Here is a 16031-nt window from a genome sequence, read left to right on the forward strand (position 1 = left end):
ACCTCTAAAAAAGAAAAATCAGGCAGTCTTATAGATTGCCTGATTTTTCTTTTTTCAGGATTAGACAACTCTTTTTTATTGAATAACCAGTTGTTTTGTATATACTTTTCCTTGAGAAATAATCTGAACTACATAAACACCTGCACTTATTTTTGGAAGTGTAATAGTAGTAGTTTTTTCGTTTCTAGAAATTTCTTTACTGTAAATAGTTCTACCCAGTGCATCCACTACAACAAGATTTGTCTTTTGGTTAGTAGTTGTAGCAAATTCTACTTTAAACGAACCAGTATTTGGATTTGGATAGACAGTAAATATTTTAGCAGATTCTTCTTCAATTCCAGTTTCTATATCGAAAGTAAATGCTTTTTCTTCGGTTTCAAATTCACAGCCTGAAATATAAGTTACTTTTGCTTTGTAATTTCCACTTTCAGTTGGTTCAATCGTTCTTTGATTTGCAAAACTAGCTACTTCAGTTCCATCTTTAAACCAAACTACTGAAACAATAGAATCAGAAGACGAAACAGTAATTGTTTTGTCAACAGAATTTTCTCTGTTTATCGTAATCGTTGCATTTTGAGCTTGTGCTTCTGTGATTTCTATTTCATTTGATTCTACTTGACAACCTTCTGTTGTTGTAATTTCTACTTTGTAAGTTCCAATTTCAAAAGTTACTAAAGTAGACGAATCATTTGAAATAGCTGTATCATTTCTAAACCACTTGTAAGTAAAACCTGTGCCAGTTGTTACAGAAAGCCTTGTTTCTTCACTTGAACAAATTTCTGTTTTATCAGCAGAAAGAACCATAGCAGGCAAATCTGTAATTGTAACAGCAATACTCACACTATCCAAACACGAAGGCTGACTTGCTGTTAAAGTATAGTTTCCAGACTCTGAAACTGAAATTGATGTTCCTGTTCCTACATCTGTTCCATTTAAAGACCAAGTATAGGTTACATTTGAGCTTGTATCTTGAGCATTTAGCATTCCATTTCCACAGAAAGTAACTTCACTTCCTTGTTCAATTTTGGCAGTTGGAGCATCTACAAAAACCACTTTTGTAGCTTCAGAAACAGCAAAACAACCTTCTTTTGAAATTCTTACAGTATAATTTCCTTCAAAAGAAACAACTAATGCTCTTGTATTTCCTACCTGAATATTATCTCTAAACCAAAGATAAGAAGCATTTTCTACTTCGTTGGCTGAAAGTGTAAAGGTATTGGTACACGATTCGAACAAACTTCCTTGCTCAACAATTGCCTCAAAAACTTCTTTTATTGGAACAACAACTTCTAATCGTTCACTTTCTAAGCTATTTATAATAACCGAAATATAAAAAGTAGTTGTATCATTCAAAGCAGGTGTTTGAATAGTTGCATTAGATGTTTCAAAAAGTGGTGTTGTAGCATCTTGAGAAGTATAAACACGATAGACAGCTCCACTACTTCGTACTTCAATTGTGCCACTTTCTCCTTTACAAGCAGCTTCTAAAGAAAATAAAGTTGGCGTTGATGGAATGGTACGTACTTGAACAAAGTTTGAAGTTGCTGTATTATTTCCACAAATAGCTTTTATAGAATAGGTATATTGTGTGCTTGAACTAACTAATGAATCAATAAATGATAATTGAGAAGAAACAATAGTTTCTAGTAACTGATTATTTCTCCAAATTTCATAATTGATAGCATTTGAATTTGCTGGAGTTGCCCAAGATAATTTTACTCTTGTTGCAGAAAGTGCTTCTGCTGTCAAATTAGTTGGCAACTGGCAATCTGCAATTGGTGGATTTGAACCACCAGCAGGATCACATAAAGGCAAGACATCCAAAATGGTGTTTTTGACTGTATTTGTGATAATTGGAGCATTGGTATCAAAATAGATGTAAGATTTATTTTCAATTCTTGATGTATCTGTATGTGCTGCAATTTCATCAAGTTCAAAAATAACATACCCTTGACTAAGTTCTGGGCTAGAAGTGCTATCATGCAGATTAATATCATCAAAACGGAAATTAATAACACTACTATTTGCAGTTGTATCAACGACCATCGGATGGCTTGTTCCGACTACTCTCAATGAACTTCTATCCAATAAAGTGCTTAATGAATCCACAATATTTACATTCAAAGCAGGCGCATTTCCTGTGTTTTGAAAACGGATTGTATAAGTCAGAGGCAAATCTGAACGCTTCGTAAATTTCTCATCACAGATTCCTTGTGGATAGACTTGTTTGTCGTTCGGGTCATACGAATTTACGATTGGAAAACAGTAGTTTTTTAAGTTATTCAAACGAGTAAGGTCATTTACTTCAGGCGTAATATGTACTGCAAAACAAACTCGGTTACCGATAATCAAACTAGTATTTGGAGTTACAGAAACTCTAACCACAAAATTTCTATCAAAACTCAAATCAGTAACATCCCAAAAGAGATTATTTCCTGCAATTCTGTTTGGAGTGATAGAAGCAGAATTATAAGTTACATTAGAAGGCAAAGTAACTTTTAGCTCACCAGATTTGGGAGCGCAAGAGTAATTATTTGTAAGAACTGTAATAGTTGAAGCTATGGCAGGACGGAATGTTCCAGCAATAATATTTACATTGAAGTCATAATTTGTAGCAGAAGGACTAATAACTACTGGCTGGATAACTTGATTTCCTGCTCGGTCTGCAATTCGTAAACTAATATTTCTTATAGATGTAGTTCCACAATCAAAAAATCTAGTTTCTAATCCTGTGTCATTGAATACTACACTTATGTCTGCCGAATCTGTACAATTATCACTTAAAGAAGTAATAAAATCTCTAGCCGAAATAGTAGCTTGATTAGATACATTAAATACTACTGGAAGAGTTCTGACAGAAACCACTGGACGAATTGTATCTTTCACATGAATAAGTGTCGGAGAAGTTTCTATATTTCCATTATTATCTGTAATTCTGAAAACTACATTATGGATTGCATTTGTATCAGCACAAGAAAAAGAACGAGTAGCTAGTCCTGTATCATCATAAAGATAAGAAGCAATGGTATTTCCACAACCTGCTGAACTAATGCTATCCAATAGAATAGCATCTACCTCAACTTGTCCAGTAGCATCTAAATAAGCTGTATAATTTGTTTTACTGACTGCGTTTAATGATGATAAAGCAGTAACTAATAACTCCAATCTTTCATTATTACAACCAACAATAGAATCAAAAGCATAGAAATAGGTAGAATCTTGTGTCAGAGGTGGCGTAGTAAAACGAGTTCCTATGTGGATTGGGGTAGTACTCGTTGGAGAGTCATACCAATAAACCATTCCGTTTCCACTAACTTCTAGTACAGTAGTATCATTCAAACACACTCCATACTGATTTTGTGGTGGAGTGATGTTTTCCATTGATGAAGTAGTAACTAGTATTTCTAATCTATTACTAACTCCACAACCTGTAACAGAATCTTGTACATAAAAATAAGTAGAATCGGTTGTCAAAATAGGAGTCGTAAAACTACTTCCCATGTAAATAGGAGTAATACTACTAGATGAGTTGTACCAAAGTATAATTCCGTTACCATCTGCTTTAAGAGTAGTGGGTGTATTTGCACACAAATCAAATTGATTTTGAGGTAAAGTAGTATTGCTTATTGCTGCTCCATCACCACTCAATGAATCACCTGTAATCCTCCAATGATTAGGAGTAGAAGTAAGAATATTACGAGCTGTTACTGCTGTAGCACTACAGTAAGTCAAACCATTAGCTCCTAACTTTATTATTGAACTTAAACTTTGTGAAGACCAACCTATTAGTATTGAATTATAATTTTGCATATTTATTCCAGAATTGTTTAGCATATCTAACATTCCACCATTATAAGGAGCTTGATAAATGCTTTCTACGTTCCAACTTCCTATATTTTGATTAAAAGAAATGGCATTCTGAAACATTCTCCTCATACCGACTACATTGCTTGTATTCCAATTTCCAATGGGTTGATTAAATGAGGTGGCATTCTCGAACATGGACATCATGTAACTTCCTGATTCTGTATTCCAATTCCCAATGGGTTGGTTGAATGAAGTAGCACCAGAAAACATATTAGCCATATCCCATACATTTTCTATATTCCAGTTTCCAATAGGTTGATTGAATGAAGTAGCACCAGAAAACATATCTCTCATAATTCTTACTGAATCAGTATTCCAATTTCCAATAGGTTGATTAAAAGAAGTAGCACCAGAAAACATACCTCTCATATCTCTTACTGAATCAGTATTCCAATTTCCAATACTAGCATCAAAAGCAGTACAATTACGAAACATAAATTCCAAACTACTGACTCCTGAAAGATTGGGCACATCATTAGCATTCAACATCAGATTAGTACAACCATAAAAAGCATTTTCCATACTTGTCCAAGCAATATCTCCCCATGATTCTATGCTTCTAAGTTTTATTCTTTCTCGTCGGTTATCATGATTCATGGAAAAATGAGGAAAATCTCCTGTAATAGCTATTTCATAAGTAGCTCCATTTGTAAGTCCTGTAATAGTATAATTTCCTGTTCGCTCTGACCTATAACCACTACCACCTCCACCACTAAGGTTTCTCCACCAAACGGTATAATTGTACGTCCCACTAGAGGCATTGGTAGGAATAGTGATTGTACCATCATCAGTTACCCAAGTAGTACGAAAGGCTTGTGCTTCGGCTGTCTGAATGCTAAAAAAGAAAAAAGTAAACAACAGAGAAAAACCAAATAGTATAGTTTTGATTTGGTTTCTAAAATTAGAATATAATTTTATCATCAAAGAAATTGAATTACGAATTATGAAATTAAAAATTACTATTCTTGGGATTGAGAATATAATTTATAACTGTGAATAATTCTGTGTAGAAATAAAATAAATAGCAATAGAGGGGATTTGTAGACACAAAGGTACATTTTTATTTATGGAAACACATGCTTTTTTACAGAAAAAAAGAATCATTATCTAGTATTAATAGAATAAAGCTATTCTAAATTCCTTAACATCCCTTAACAAACTCTAAAAAACATAATAATTCTAAGTTTCTGAAAAGCAATAGCTTATAAAGTAATTGATTTTTTTAATATAAAATCTGTAATTACGAAGTGTTTTTTGTCATTAAGTATATAAGGAAAGTATAATTTATCAAGACTACTTAAATAATTTAGGTGGTCTTTTCTTATTGTATTTCTATCTACCAAATCACTAACTCTCCGAACTTAGAATACTTTTTATTTTTATGAAAGCATTTTTACGACATTGGAAAACTTAGATAATAAAAAAACACCTCCAATACAACAAAATATTGTGTTTTTGCAAGCTGACAGCATTTTTGATAATTTTAAAAATAAAAATTACGTTATGGGAGACCATCATAACATCATCAATCAATCAAAAAAGTTAAGTGATATTTATCAGAGCAATCATTCTGTAGAATTGGAAGTAATAAAAAAAGAGAATGAATTTCTTAGGGATGAAGTAAAATTTTTAAAGTACCAATTGGAGGTTACTCAAAATCTGCTAGACAAGGCTCTAAATAAAAAGTAAATTTTCAGAGTTCTAAATTATAAACTAATAAGGTTTTTGTATATTTCTATTCCTACCACAAAACCCTTTATTCAAAATGAGAAAATTGTTTATCCTTTCGATTGTATTTTTTTGCTTTACTAGTTCAAAAGCTCAAACATTAAGCGAACAAATTCAGACCTTTAAGCAAGAACAAGAGAGTTTAGAGCAAAAATTAATCATCACAACAAATGAGTTGGACAGCTTAAAACTTCTGAAAATTATTGAAGATTTGAATACCGTTGGCTTACCAAAATCAGAATTTTAAAGACGAAGTAATTACACATTCAGCAATGATTCTTGGTTATGCTGAGAAATTTGAACAGGCGAGATGGGTTACTCACATCATCACTCCAGATATTGTTAAAGCTAGTTTTGGTAGAAGTAATGATTTTAGAGAAGATGATAAGGTTAGTACAGGCTCTTCCAAACAAGAAGATTACTTTCTAATCGCTTACTTTTTCTACATTTCTGTAAAAATTATGTTGTACAGAAGTAATTAAAATACCTGTTGTAGCTGGTGTCATTCTTATATCAGCTGCTGGTAGAACATCAACAATTCTGCCTTTATCTCCTAGACTTCCAATAATTCGCCTATTTTTCTGCCACGTTTTTTCTTTATTACAAAAAAAGAAAAAAACATTGATTTTGCAACTTTACATAATAACTACAAACCTAAAGGACTTCCAGTCTGAACATCAAAAACAGTATTTTATCAAATTCAACAGTCTAGAAGACTGTTATACAAAAATAACCGTAATAACCTTTAAAAATACCCAAAACTACGTATGGACTTTGTTTCAAAAGACTTGTAAATTTGTTTTATAGTTTTATACAAAAAAGATAATTTTTACAAAATCTTAAAACACCAAATTTATGAAAACCACAAAAAAAATATTTTCAGTATTTAATTTTAGCAAATTATTCATTCTTCTTTTAGTTTGTTCAATAGCTTTTGTAGGCTGTAAAGATGATGACGAGGATGAAAATCCAAACGAAGGAACAGAATTAGCAGGAGGAAGTATGTCTGCAAAAGTAGATGGACAAGCTTTTGAAGCTACTTTAGCTGTACAAGCAACCATTTCGGGTGGTGTTTTTACTTTTGCAGGAACAGCAAACTCTTCTTCTTCAGTTCGTCAGATTAATATTGTTATTGCAGATTATCAAGGAACAGGGACATATACTTTTAATTCGCCAGCAAGTACTGCTGTTTGGTCAGAAGGAACTACAGCTGATAAAATTTTTACAGCAAACTTTATTTTGGGAAGTGGACAAGTCAATATCACAGAAGTAGCAGATGGAAGAGCAAAAGGAACATTTGAATTTACTGGAAGTAATGGCTCTGAAACAAGAACGATTACAGAAGGGAAATTTAATGTAAAAATCTAGTTTTTTTGATAGTAGTAGTAAAAATTTACTTTGGGTAAGAAAGTATTTATCAAAAAGCAAATTCTATTTTTAGATTTTGCTTTTTTTATTTTGACATTGTTTCATAAAGCACTTTAATATTCAGGAAAATACTTCAAAAAAGGATTAATAATTTTTTCTTGATTGGTTTTGATGGCAAAGACAACTTCTTCGAAGCAGTTTTCAAATTTTGTAGTCAAAAGGTCGTGAAAAATTTTAGCAATATCAGCAGGTTCGTTTTGAAAAACTCCACAGCCCCACGCTCCCAAAACTAAATTTTTGTAGCCGTTACGATGAGCGATAGCCAATACTTTTTCGGTTCGCTGATACATAACAGGAATAATTTGCTCTATTTTATCTCTTTCTTGGCGTTTTACCACTCCTGCGTTTACGGCAGCCGAAGTCAGAATACTTACTTTTTGTGGTTTGTCTAAATATTCTCCTTCATCATTTTTAAAAATCGGAACAGTAGGCGAATAAATCATCGTATCGGTATAAAGCATACTTTTTCTACTGCGATGAAACTGATAATATTCTTCAAAAAACTCAAAACAGCACGCACTTAGTCCTGTTACTCGTGCGATAGATTCCTCTTGTGCTTGTGCGCCTGTCAGAAAACCACCTCCAATATTTTTGGCAGAAGCGAAATTCAGACAGAAAACAGGTTCATTATTCGCCTTCAATAGATTATCAATTACGACCATAACGGATTCATTTTGTGTATAAAACTTTCTTTTTACGCTTTTTAGAGGTTCATAATGAGCTTCTAACATAAAATTATCATTTGCTTCAAAAAGCTCTGAATTTTTCTGTGCTTGTTCTTGAATTTCTGATATATCTACTTTTTCGCCTTTCTGATTGATATAAAAACCATTTTTGATTACCTCAACGGTATCTTTTGCAATGCTTATACGTCTTGATTTTTGCATTTCTGTTTGTTTTAGTTGTTAGTTGTTTTTTTGGCAAACAGTTTTTTGTGGGGTTTTAGTTCGGAATTTTATTTATATTTGCTTGGTAGCATATTAATGTCTATTTTTTTTTCAAAATATACATCATATTTTACCTTTTTTAATTCTTGATAATTACTACATTTTATACAAATAATAAAAATGGAAATAAGTGAGATGTTTGAAGATGCAATAAAAATAGAACCTAAAGTTGTATCAATAGAAACATTATTTAATAATGAGGAAACTTTAGGTAATACAAAGTATGATCCTGAGTATCAAAGAAATTATGTTTGGGATGATGAAAAAGCTACTTATTTTATTGAGAGTATTTTGCTTGGAACTGAAATTCCTCCGATTGTTTATTTTAGAAGTGGTGAGAAAATAGAAATAATTGATGGAAGGCAAAGATATCAAACCATACTTAGATTTATAAGGGATGAATTCAAACTCAGAAAATCAGGTTTACATAAACTAAGTGAAATAGGTATAGTTTCTAAATCTTTTAAAGACATAGGAGAATTAAAAGATGTTTTTTGGGACACTAAATTAAGAATTATAGAATTTAGTTTTTACATTAAGTCCTATAATGACGAAATGGAAGATAGAGTAAAAAAGGAAATTTTTAGAAGATATAATTCTGGTATCACTCCCTTAAAACCTACACAAATAGATAAGGCATATTACTTAGAAGATAATCTAAATTCCTATATACAAGGTAAATTAGAAAAAGATAAAAGGCTTTTTAGCGAAATTTCTACTCTTTTTTATTTTGAAAAGAACAGTATTCAAATTTTATTAAAAAAAATAAGACAGTTATTAGTACAACATAAAATCCCTATAAAATACTATGCTGCAAAAAAAGATGGTGTTATTTCAGAATACTATGAGATGTTATTTTCTCAAATCAATATAGAACAAACAGAAGAAATATTTAGTAGTATGATTGAAAAAATTAATATATTGAATATAGCTCAAAATGAATTTAACAAGAAAGGTTTTTTTTTCAATCGTTTAGTTTCTGAATGTACCTTCTGGGCTTTATCTGTGATTTCTGCAGAAGATTATCAACTAAAAAACATAGATAAGGATTTTATAATTGATTTTGTTAATTATGTAGAAAAAAATAAATCTGCATTTGAAATGGACAGGAGTTCTTTTTCCAAAGAACTCCAAAATAGATATATGGTTACAGCAAAATATTTTGAAGAAAATTTACAGATTTCTTTCAGCAACTATATAAATACTTCTAAAGAATTTAAAAATAAAAATAAAGAAAAAAGGTCTATAGTGCCTACAAGAATACAAGAAACAAGTTTTGATGATCTAAGAATAAATAAACCAGAACCTTCATCTATAACGATCGTAGATATTTGTAGGCAAATGGAAAGACAACGTTTTTTAATTCGTCCACCCTATCAACGAGAAGAAGTAATAAACAAAAACAAATCATCTGCTATTATCGAAAGTATTTTATTAGGCATAAAACTACCTCCAATTTTTGTATATAAAAGAGAAGATGGCGTTTCAGAAGTTTTAGATGGACAACAAAGATTATTGTCTATACTAGGTTTTCTCAAAAATGAATATCTTGATGAGAATAATCAAAAGCAAAAATCAGCTAAACATGGATACTCTTTAAGTCTTAAAAATGGGATATTAAAGAATTTAGATGGACTAAATGTAGATAATTTAGACTCAGAATTAGTAAAGAAAATAAAAAACTTTGATTTATGGATAATAGAGATTAATCATAGATATAACAAAGATTTTGAGCCTATTGATTTATTCCTCAGATTAAATCGTAAGCCTTATCCAATTAAAGAGAATACTTTTGAAATGTGGAACTCTTATATAAACAGGAATATAATTGATAAAATAAAAGATATATTTAAATCAAATAAGGATTGGTTCTATGTTAGAAAAAATGATTCTCGAATGACTAATGAAAATATTTACACGGCTTTATCATATCTTGAATATGAATCTAGTAATAATAAGAGTATATCTCAACCTTTAGAATACTACAAAGTAGGAAATAAAATAAATTTTCGTATTAGATCTAAAACTGAAATTACTAAACTATTAGAAAATCCAAGTTTAAGTGAAGATTTTCTAATAGCATGTGATAAATTAGAAACGATTTTTATAGAAAAAGTAAAGTTTATTACTAAAACTAAGGATAGTGAAAATGATGATTTACTAAGCAAAAATCTTGATGCTATCCTAAATATTTACAATAGAAGAAGAACACAACAAGGTTTTTATGCTCTTTGGCATTTCTTATCTAAAATAGATATGAAAGCGATTCAAAATAGTAATACAGATTTAAAAAGAGATTTGAAATATTTATTTTCTTCTATGAACAATATTAAAAGCAAATCAGAGTTTGAGAAAATGATAGAAAGCTTTTGGAGTAAATACAAACAATAACTATCATCTAGTATTTGAACATAATAATCTAAACTTATAAAGATCTTTTAAAACATTTTACTATGTATCAGAATTTTTTTGAATATAATCCTATTTCTTCTAAAGAAATAAAAGAATTGTGGACAGAATCCATATTTGTATTTGATACAAATGTTTTGCTAAATCTGTACAGATATTCTCCTACTACTTCATCTCAATTTTTATCTAGTATAGATAAAATAAAAGACAGAGTTTGGATTCCCAATCAAGTAGGATTAGAATTTCATAGAAATAGAATAAAAGTGATAATGGATCAAAGAAAAAAATATAGTGATTTTGAAGAAAACTTTCATAAACTTTTAAAAGAAATAGAAAACAAACGTCAAAGTCCCTTTTTTTCTGATGAACTTTTATCTAATTTTAGAAATATACAACAAGATTTTAATAAAGAAATAAAAGAAGCAAGTAAAAAATTATTTTCTAAAATAAAGAAGGATGAAATTCTAGAAAAATTGAATTCTATTTTTGTTGGTAATGTAGGAGATAGTTTTGAAGCTAGTGAACTGAAAAATATATACAAAGAAGGAGAAGAAAGATACAAAACAAAGATTCCACCTGGCTATTGTGATTCTAAAAAACCTGATAATGATAAGTATGGAGATTTGATATTATGGAAACAAATTCTTAAAAAAGCAAAGGATGATAATTTGAACTTAATGTTTGTCTTAGATGATGAAAAAGAAGATTGGTGGTTAATTAATCAGAATATTACTTTATCAGCACGTCCAGAATTAGTAAGAGAATTTTATGATCAAACAACTAAAAAAATTGTTTTTTATCGTCCTGTGAAATTTCTTGAAGAATGGAATAACTACTTTGGTAAAAATATAGATGATGAAACAATAAAAGAAGTTGAAAACTATAGAGAAAAAGAAAATAAAAATCGAATTAATATACACTTAAAAGTAAAAGGTAATATTTCCTCTGCAAAATCTTTTATTTCTTTTATTGAAGAAATAGGTTATGGAATATCATTACCACTAAGTGAGTCTGAAGATATTCACAATATACATGTTTCTTTGCCTAACATCCCTGATCTAAAAAGAAGATTCACTTCAAAGTATTTAACAAAAATAGATCTTTATGACCTAGATATTATAGAAATGACTATAGATTAATTTTTTGATTGTCTATTTTTTTGCCCTCTTTATAGCCAATACATTCGAAGGAGTTTCAAAAATCTCCCTATCTTTACAAAATTAAAAACAACAAAAAACAATTTCACATTCACAGATGTGTGTGCAGGAATTGGAGGTTTTAGGCTTGCTTCTTTGTCTAACCGTCGTTGAGGCTTTGCCGTCAACGAGGACTAAATCATTTACCTCAACGACGGCTTTAGCCTCGTTGACGGTTGAAAAAATGCTTAAATTAATAACGTTTAGGCTCAGTTTAGAAGAATTAAATTCATAATTCATAATTAATTCTTACCTTTTCTCTCTAGTAATCGCCAAAACATTCGAAGGAGCTTCAAAAAGATGTAGATTAAAATAAGGAACGGCAGCAAACAAATGGTCAAAAATATCAGAAACTACTTTTTCATATTCTAACCATTCTTTACTCTTACTAAAGGCATAAATTTCTAAGGGAACACCTTGTGGAGTAGCTTCTAGCTGCCTGCTCATCATCAGCATATCGTTATTGATATGAGGATTTTGTTTGAGATACTCTTCAATATAAATTCTGAAGACACCCAAATTTGTCATATTTTTTCCATTTAAAAGAAGTGTTTTGTTGCTGTTGTGTTCCTTGTTGTAATTATTGACTTCGCTGTCCATTGTGTCCAAATAGCCTTTTATCAAATCAATATTTTTGAGTTCTTTTATATCTTCTTCACTCAAATAATGAATACTAGATACTTTCAAAAGGATAGAACGTTTTATTCTTCTTCCACCTGCTTTTTGCATTCCTCGCCAGTTTCTGAATGAATCTGAAATCAGATAATAAGTAGGAATAGTTGTAATAGTGTTATCAAAATTCTGAACTTTTACAGTGGCTAAACTAATTTCTATCACATCGCCATCAGCACCATATTTTTCCATTGTTATCCAATCTCCAATTCTGACCATGTCATTGACTGTAACTTGAATGCTTGCCACAAAACCCAAGATAGTATCTCTAAAAATGAGTAAAATTACAGCAGAAAGCGCACCCAACGCAGAAAAAAATGTCCAAGGAGATTTGTTTGTCAGAATTGTAAAAATATAAACAATAGCAGCCAACCAAGCAAAAATCATAAAAACTTGCACATAACTATGAATTGGCTTATCTCTAAAAGTAGGCATCGTTTTGAGATAATCACTAAAAGTTCTCAAAACGCTCTGAACTAACAAAACCACTACAAACGCTCCAAATATATCGACAGCTTTTTCTATATAAATGTATGTTTGAGGAAAATCCCAAAGCACAAAAGGCAGTGCATAGACGATAAATAAAAGTATAAAAAGATGTGCTGTAAGCCCAGCAGCATTATTTTTCACCAAAAAATTATCAAATTGATTTCTAGTTCGGGTAGAGATTTTTGTAATCAGATTTACAAAAAGCTGCTTAACAATACGATCTAAAATATAAACTACAACAAGTAAAATAATGATGCAAATGAACGCATTTAAAAATTTTGCAGTCTCTACCTCTACACCTGCACTACGAAATAGACGATAAAAATAATGTATAATTTGTTCTGGAGTAGGCATAATTAGATTTGAAATTTGAAAACATGAATAGCTAAAATACGGTTATAGAACAAAGAACTTTAAAAAATAGAAGAAATTCAAACTCATTGCATCTCTATTCTGATTCTATTATTATTTATAGTATAAAACTAAATTATTTTAAAATTATATACCACTATTTCAAATTATTTTGAGAACTTTGCATTTTGTATTATTAAAATGATGCAATAAAAAAATACATATTATATTTATTTGAAATTCAATCAAAATTTGAAATTAAGTTATTTAACTATCATCAAATTTAGGTTATAAATTGACTTAATAAATGTTTCGGAAGTTTCGCAATCTAAAATCTTATATATCTTATAAATCCTATTCATCGATACCTATGCGTAAAAAAATTGTAGTCTTGACAGGTGCTGGCGTAAGTGCAGAAAGTGGAATTGCAACCTTTAGAGCTTCTGATGGGCTTTGGGAAGGACACCGAGTAGAAGAAGTAGCTTCTCCAGAAGGTTGGGACGCAGACCCACAGAAAGTATTAAATTTTTATAATGAGCGTAGAAGAGGTCTTTTAGATGCACAACCTAATGAAGCACACAAAATCTTGGCTCAATTAGAACGAAACTTTGATGTAACCATCATTACTCAAAATGTAGATGATTTGCATGAACGAGCAGGCTCAACCCACGTTTTGCATCTTCATGGAGAACTCATGAAAGCTAGAAGTTCGGTTGATGAATCCTATATTGTTAAAATGGATAATTGGGAATTAAATATGGGTGAAAGATGTCCGAAAGGCTCACAAATGCGTCCGTATATTGTATGGTTTGGCGAACCTGTTCCGATGATGGAACAAGCTATGATGGAAGCCATGGGTGCAGATATTTTTGTAGTGGTCGGAACTTCTCTTTTGGTTTATCCTGCTGCTGGTCTTCTTGATTATGCTCCTCGTCAAACTCCTAAATATATCATTGACCCAAAAATTCCTTCTGTTCGTTCGCTACCCAATCTTCATTTTATAGAAGAAGTTGCAACAAAAGGAATGAAAAAATTAGAAGCTATCTTGATGAGAGATTATACGCACTAAGAACTTATAAATGTTGAATGGTAAAATACGAATGAAAGGCAAAATACTATTTTATGTATCTTGCCTTTTGTTTTTTGGGCTAATAAATAAGTGCTATTGCTATTTTCAGAAATCTGTGTTTTATCAGTTTAATCTGTAAAATCTGTGTTCCATTGCATTTTTAGTATTAAAATTCTATTTTTTCTTCAATCTGATTCATAAATTCTATTTTTTCATCGACATGAAAAGCCAAAACTTCAAATTCAATGTTGTTTTGGGTGTTTTACCGAAGCGACACCAACAACCAAATAACTTATCATACTTTTTAAATTCAATTATAAAAATAATCTCCAACAAATCACTAAATTAGTAGCACTTTCAAAAAAACAACATCAAGTATATGAGCAACCTAGAATACCTAAAACAAAATCCCTACTTTCAAGAAGTTCCAGAAAATCAATTAGAATGGCTTTTAGAGGAATCAGTATGTCAAGATTTGGAAGAAGGAGAATTTTTGTTTCAACCAAATCAAGAAATAACTTGCATGCATATCGTTTTGTGTGGCAGAATTCGTCTTTATATTGCTCAAAATGGACAAATGCGACAACTTGCTATTTATGAACCTCACGAAATTACAGGACAGCTTCCGTATTCTCGCATGACAAAATCGACAGGTTATGGAATTGCTTTAGAACCCACAAAGTTATTATGTTTTGAGAAGACAAAATTTCAAGAGCTTATCCAAAATAATTATGAACTTACAGAAGCACTTGTAAGAAGAATGACAACCCGAGTGAGAGAGTTTACCAAAAATCAGCAAATGACCGAAAAAATGGTTTCGCTTGGAAAGCTTTCAGCAGGATTAGCACACGAACTCAATAACCCAGCTTCAGCAGTTGTACGAAGTGCCGAGTCTTTACAAAAACATCTTCAAAACACACCAGAGCAGTTTAAAGATGTAATTTCCATAAAAGTAAATCCTGAGCAAGTTGATCAAATCAATGATTTTTTATTTGAAAAAATAAATAATTTAAAAAACAGAGATAAGAATACTTCTCAAAAAACTAAAAAATCTATCCTCCAAAAAAGTAATTTAGAAGATGAATTGTTAGATTACATGGAAGATAGAGATGTCAAAGATGCCTTCGATATTGCTCCAACTTTTGTAGAGTATGATTTTGAAATAAATGATTTGGAAAGAGTAGAGGAAATTGTTTCAGAAGCACATTTGAGTCCTATTTTGAATTGGATTTGTAATAATTTAATTACTGAAAAAACGATTCAAGAAATAAAAGATGCCTCGGAAAGAATCGGTCATTTGGTGCAATCTATCAAATCGTATACTCACATGGACAAAGGTTCGGATGCTACACAAGTTTCGATTGTGGAAGGAATAGAAAATACTTTGACTTTGCTCAATCATAAAATTAAAGTCAAAAATATAAATGTAGAATTAAATTTTGAAGATAATTTACCAAAAATAGAAGCACAAGCAGGTGAAATTAATCAAGTTTGGACAAATATTATAGATAATGCCCTTGATGTATTGCCTGAAAATGGAGAAGGGAAACTAAAAATAGAAAGTAAAAATGACCATGATTTTGTTTTAACAAAAATTACAGACAATGGTGGAGGAATTCCAAAAGATATAATTAATCAAATATTTGACCCATTTTTCACGACAAAAGAAATTGGAAAAGGAACAGGTCTAGGATTAGATATTACCCACCGAATTATCCAACAACACAAAGGAAGCATAAAAGTAAATTCTGAAAACGGACAAACTACTTTTGAGATTTGTATTCCGATAAAAGGACAATCTTAATATTTTTAGTTGTGAAAATTATCTTCTCTACAATCAGTTTGTAAAGTCGTTTTCATAGAAATTTTATTTTG

At 30.6% G+C, this 16031-nt stretch carries 11 protein-coding genes; 8 read left to right on the top strand and 3 right to left on the bottom strand.

Going from position 1 to position 16031, the window contains the following annotated elements; translation table 11 throughout:
• Positions 1 to 75 precede the first annotated feature (75 nt).
• Positions 76 to 4788, bottom strand: a complete 4713-nt coding sequence (locus V9L05_RS01650) for a BspA family leucine-rich repeat surface protein (protein WP_338814126.1) — start codon at positions 4786 to 4788, stop codon at positions 76 to 78.
• 480 nt (positions 4789 to 5268) lie between these two features.
• Here V9L05_RS01650 and V9L05_RS01655 point away from each other — a divergent pair, with 480 nt between their 5' ends.
• From V9L05_RS01655 to V9L05_RS01670, 4 genes are all read left to right on the top strand, one after another.
• Positions 5269 to 5556 carry a hypothetical protein gene (locus tag V9L05_RS01655; RefSeq protein WP_338814127.1) on the top strand — a complete coding sequence of 96 codons (288 nt, stop codon included), beginning with the start codon at positions 5269 to 5271 and terminating at the stop codon, positions 5554 to 5556.
• 76 nt (positions 5557 to 5632) lie between these two features.
• Positions 5633 to 5842 carry a hypothetical protein gene (locus V9L05_RS01660; RefSeq protein ID WP_338814128.1) on the top strand — a complete coding sequence of 70 codons (210 nt, stop codon included), beginning with the start codon at positions 5633 to 5635 and terminating at the stop codon, positions 5840 to 5842.
• Positions 5817 to 6077, top strand: coding sequence for a hypothetical protein (locus V9L05_RS01665; RefSeq protein ID WP_338814129.1), 261 nt, complete (start codon positions 5817 to 5819; stop codon positions 6075 to 6077). Before V9L05_RS01660 ends, V9L05_RS01665 begins: the two co-directional genes overlap by 26 nt.
• A gap of 373 nt (positions 6078 to 6450) precedes the next feature.
• On the top strand, positions 6451 to 6963 hold the full coding sequence (locus V9L05_RS01670; RefSeq protein ID WP_338814130.1) for a DUF6252 family protein: 513 nt from the start codon (positions 6451 to 6453) through the stop codon (positions 6961 to 6963).
• 113 nt (positions 6964 to 7076) lie between these two features.
• Here the strand turns inward: V9L05_RS01670 and V9L05_RS01675 are convergent, their stop codons facing one another.
• Complete coding sequence (locus V9L05_RS01675; protein ID WP_338814131.1) at positions 7077 to 7910, bottom strand: TIGR02452 family protein; 834 nt, start codon at positions 7908 to 7910, stop codon at positions 7077 to 7079.
• 180 nt (positions 7911 to 8090) lie between these two features.
• Here V9L05_RS01675 and V9L05_RS01680 point away from each other — a divergent pair, with 180 nt between their 5' ends.
• Both V9L05_RS01680 and V9L05_RS01685 read left to right on the top strand, forming a co-directional pair.
• Positions 8091 to 10361 (top strand): DUF262 domain-containing protein, encoded by a 2271-nt coding sequence (locus V9L05_RS01680; RefSeq protein ID WP_338814132.1) that lies wholly within the window; start codon positions 8091 to 8093, stop codon positions 10359 to 10361.
• 62 nt (positions 10362 to 10423) lie between these two features.
• A complete protein-coding gene (locus tag V9L05_RS01685; RefSeq protein WP_338814133.1) occupies positions 10424 to 11518 on the top strand; it encodes a PIN domain-containing protein in 1095 nt (364 codons plus the stop codon).
• A gap of 306 nt (positions 11519 to 11824) precedes the next feature.
• Here V9L05_RS01685 and V9L05_RS01690 read toward each other — a convergent pair whose 3' ends face one another.
• Positions 11825 to 13090 (bottom strand): mechanosensitive ion channel domain-containing protein, encoded by a 1266-nt coding sequence (locus tag V9L05_RS01690; RefSeq protein ID WP_338814134.1) that lies wholly within the window; start codon positions 13088 to 13090, stop codon positions 11825 to 11827.
• Positions 13091 to 13457: 367 nt separating this feature from the next.
• Here V9L05_RS01690 and V9L05_RS01695 point away from each other — a divergent pair, with 367 nt between their 5' ends.
• Both V9L05_RS01695 and V9L05_RS01700 read left to right on the top strand, forming a co-directional pair.
• Positions 13458 to 14156 (top strand): NAD-dependent deacylase, encoded by a 699-nt coding sequence (locus V9L05_RS01695; RefSeq protein WP_338791226.1) that lies wholly within the window; start codon positions 13458 to 13460, stop codon positions 14154 to 14156.
• Between the two features lie 379 nt (positions 14157 to 14535).
• On the top strand, positions 14536 to 15960 hold the full coding sequence (locus V9L05_RS01700; RefSeq protein ID WP_338814135.1) for an ATP-binding protein: 1425 nt from the start codon (positions 14536 to 14538) through the stop codon (positions 15958 to 15960).
• Positions 15961 to 16031 lie beyond the last annotated feature (71 nt).

Origin of the sequence: Bernardetia sp. Wsw4-3y2 (assembly GCF_037126295.1) — a bacterium.
Taxonomy (GTDB): domain Bacteria; phylum Bacteroidota; class Bacteroidia; order Cytophagales; family Bernardetiaceae; genus Bernardetia.

What these genes read in the sequence shown, in the direction of transcription:
- V9L05_RS01650 (WP_338814126.1), bottom strand. Translation starts at nt 4,788, where the DNA reads ATGATAAAATTATATTCTAATTTTAGAAACCAAATCAAAACTATACTA.
- V9L05_RS01660 (WP_338814128.1), top strand. Translation starts at nt 5,633, where the DNA reads ATGAGAAAATTGTTTATCCTTTCGATTGTATTTTTTTGCTTTACTAGT.
- V9L05_RS01670 (WP_338814130.1), top strand. Translation starts at nt 6,451, where the DNA reads ATGAAAACCACAAAAAAAATATTTTCAGTATTTAATTTTAGCAAATTA.
- V9L05_RS01675 (WP_338814131.1), bottom strand. Translation starts at nt 7,910, where the DNA reads ATGCAAAAATCAAGACGTATAAGCATTGCAAAAGATACCGTTGAGGTA.
- V9L05_RS01680 (WP_338814132.1), top strand. Translation starts at nt 8,091, where the DNA reads ATGGAAATAAGTGAGATGTTTGAAGATGCAATAAAAATAGAACCTAAA.
- V9L05_RS01685 (WP_338814133.1), top strand. Translation starts at nt 10,424, where the DNA reads ATGTATCAGAATTTTTTTGAATATAATCCTATTTCTTCTAAAGAAATA.
- V9L05_RS01690 (WP_338814134.1), bottom strand. Translation starts at nt 13,090, where the DNA reads ATGCCTACTCCAGAACAAATTATACATTATTTTTATCGTCTATTTCGT.
- V9L05_RS01695 (WP_338791226.1), top strand. Translation starts at nt 13,458, where the DNA reads ATGCGTAAAAAAATTGTAGTCTTGACAGGTGCTGGCGTAAGTGCAGAA.
- V9L05_RS01700 (WP_338814135.1), top strand. Translation starts at nt 14,536, where the DNA reads ATGAGCAACCTAGAATACCTAAAACAAAATCCCTACTTTCAAGAAGTT.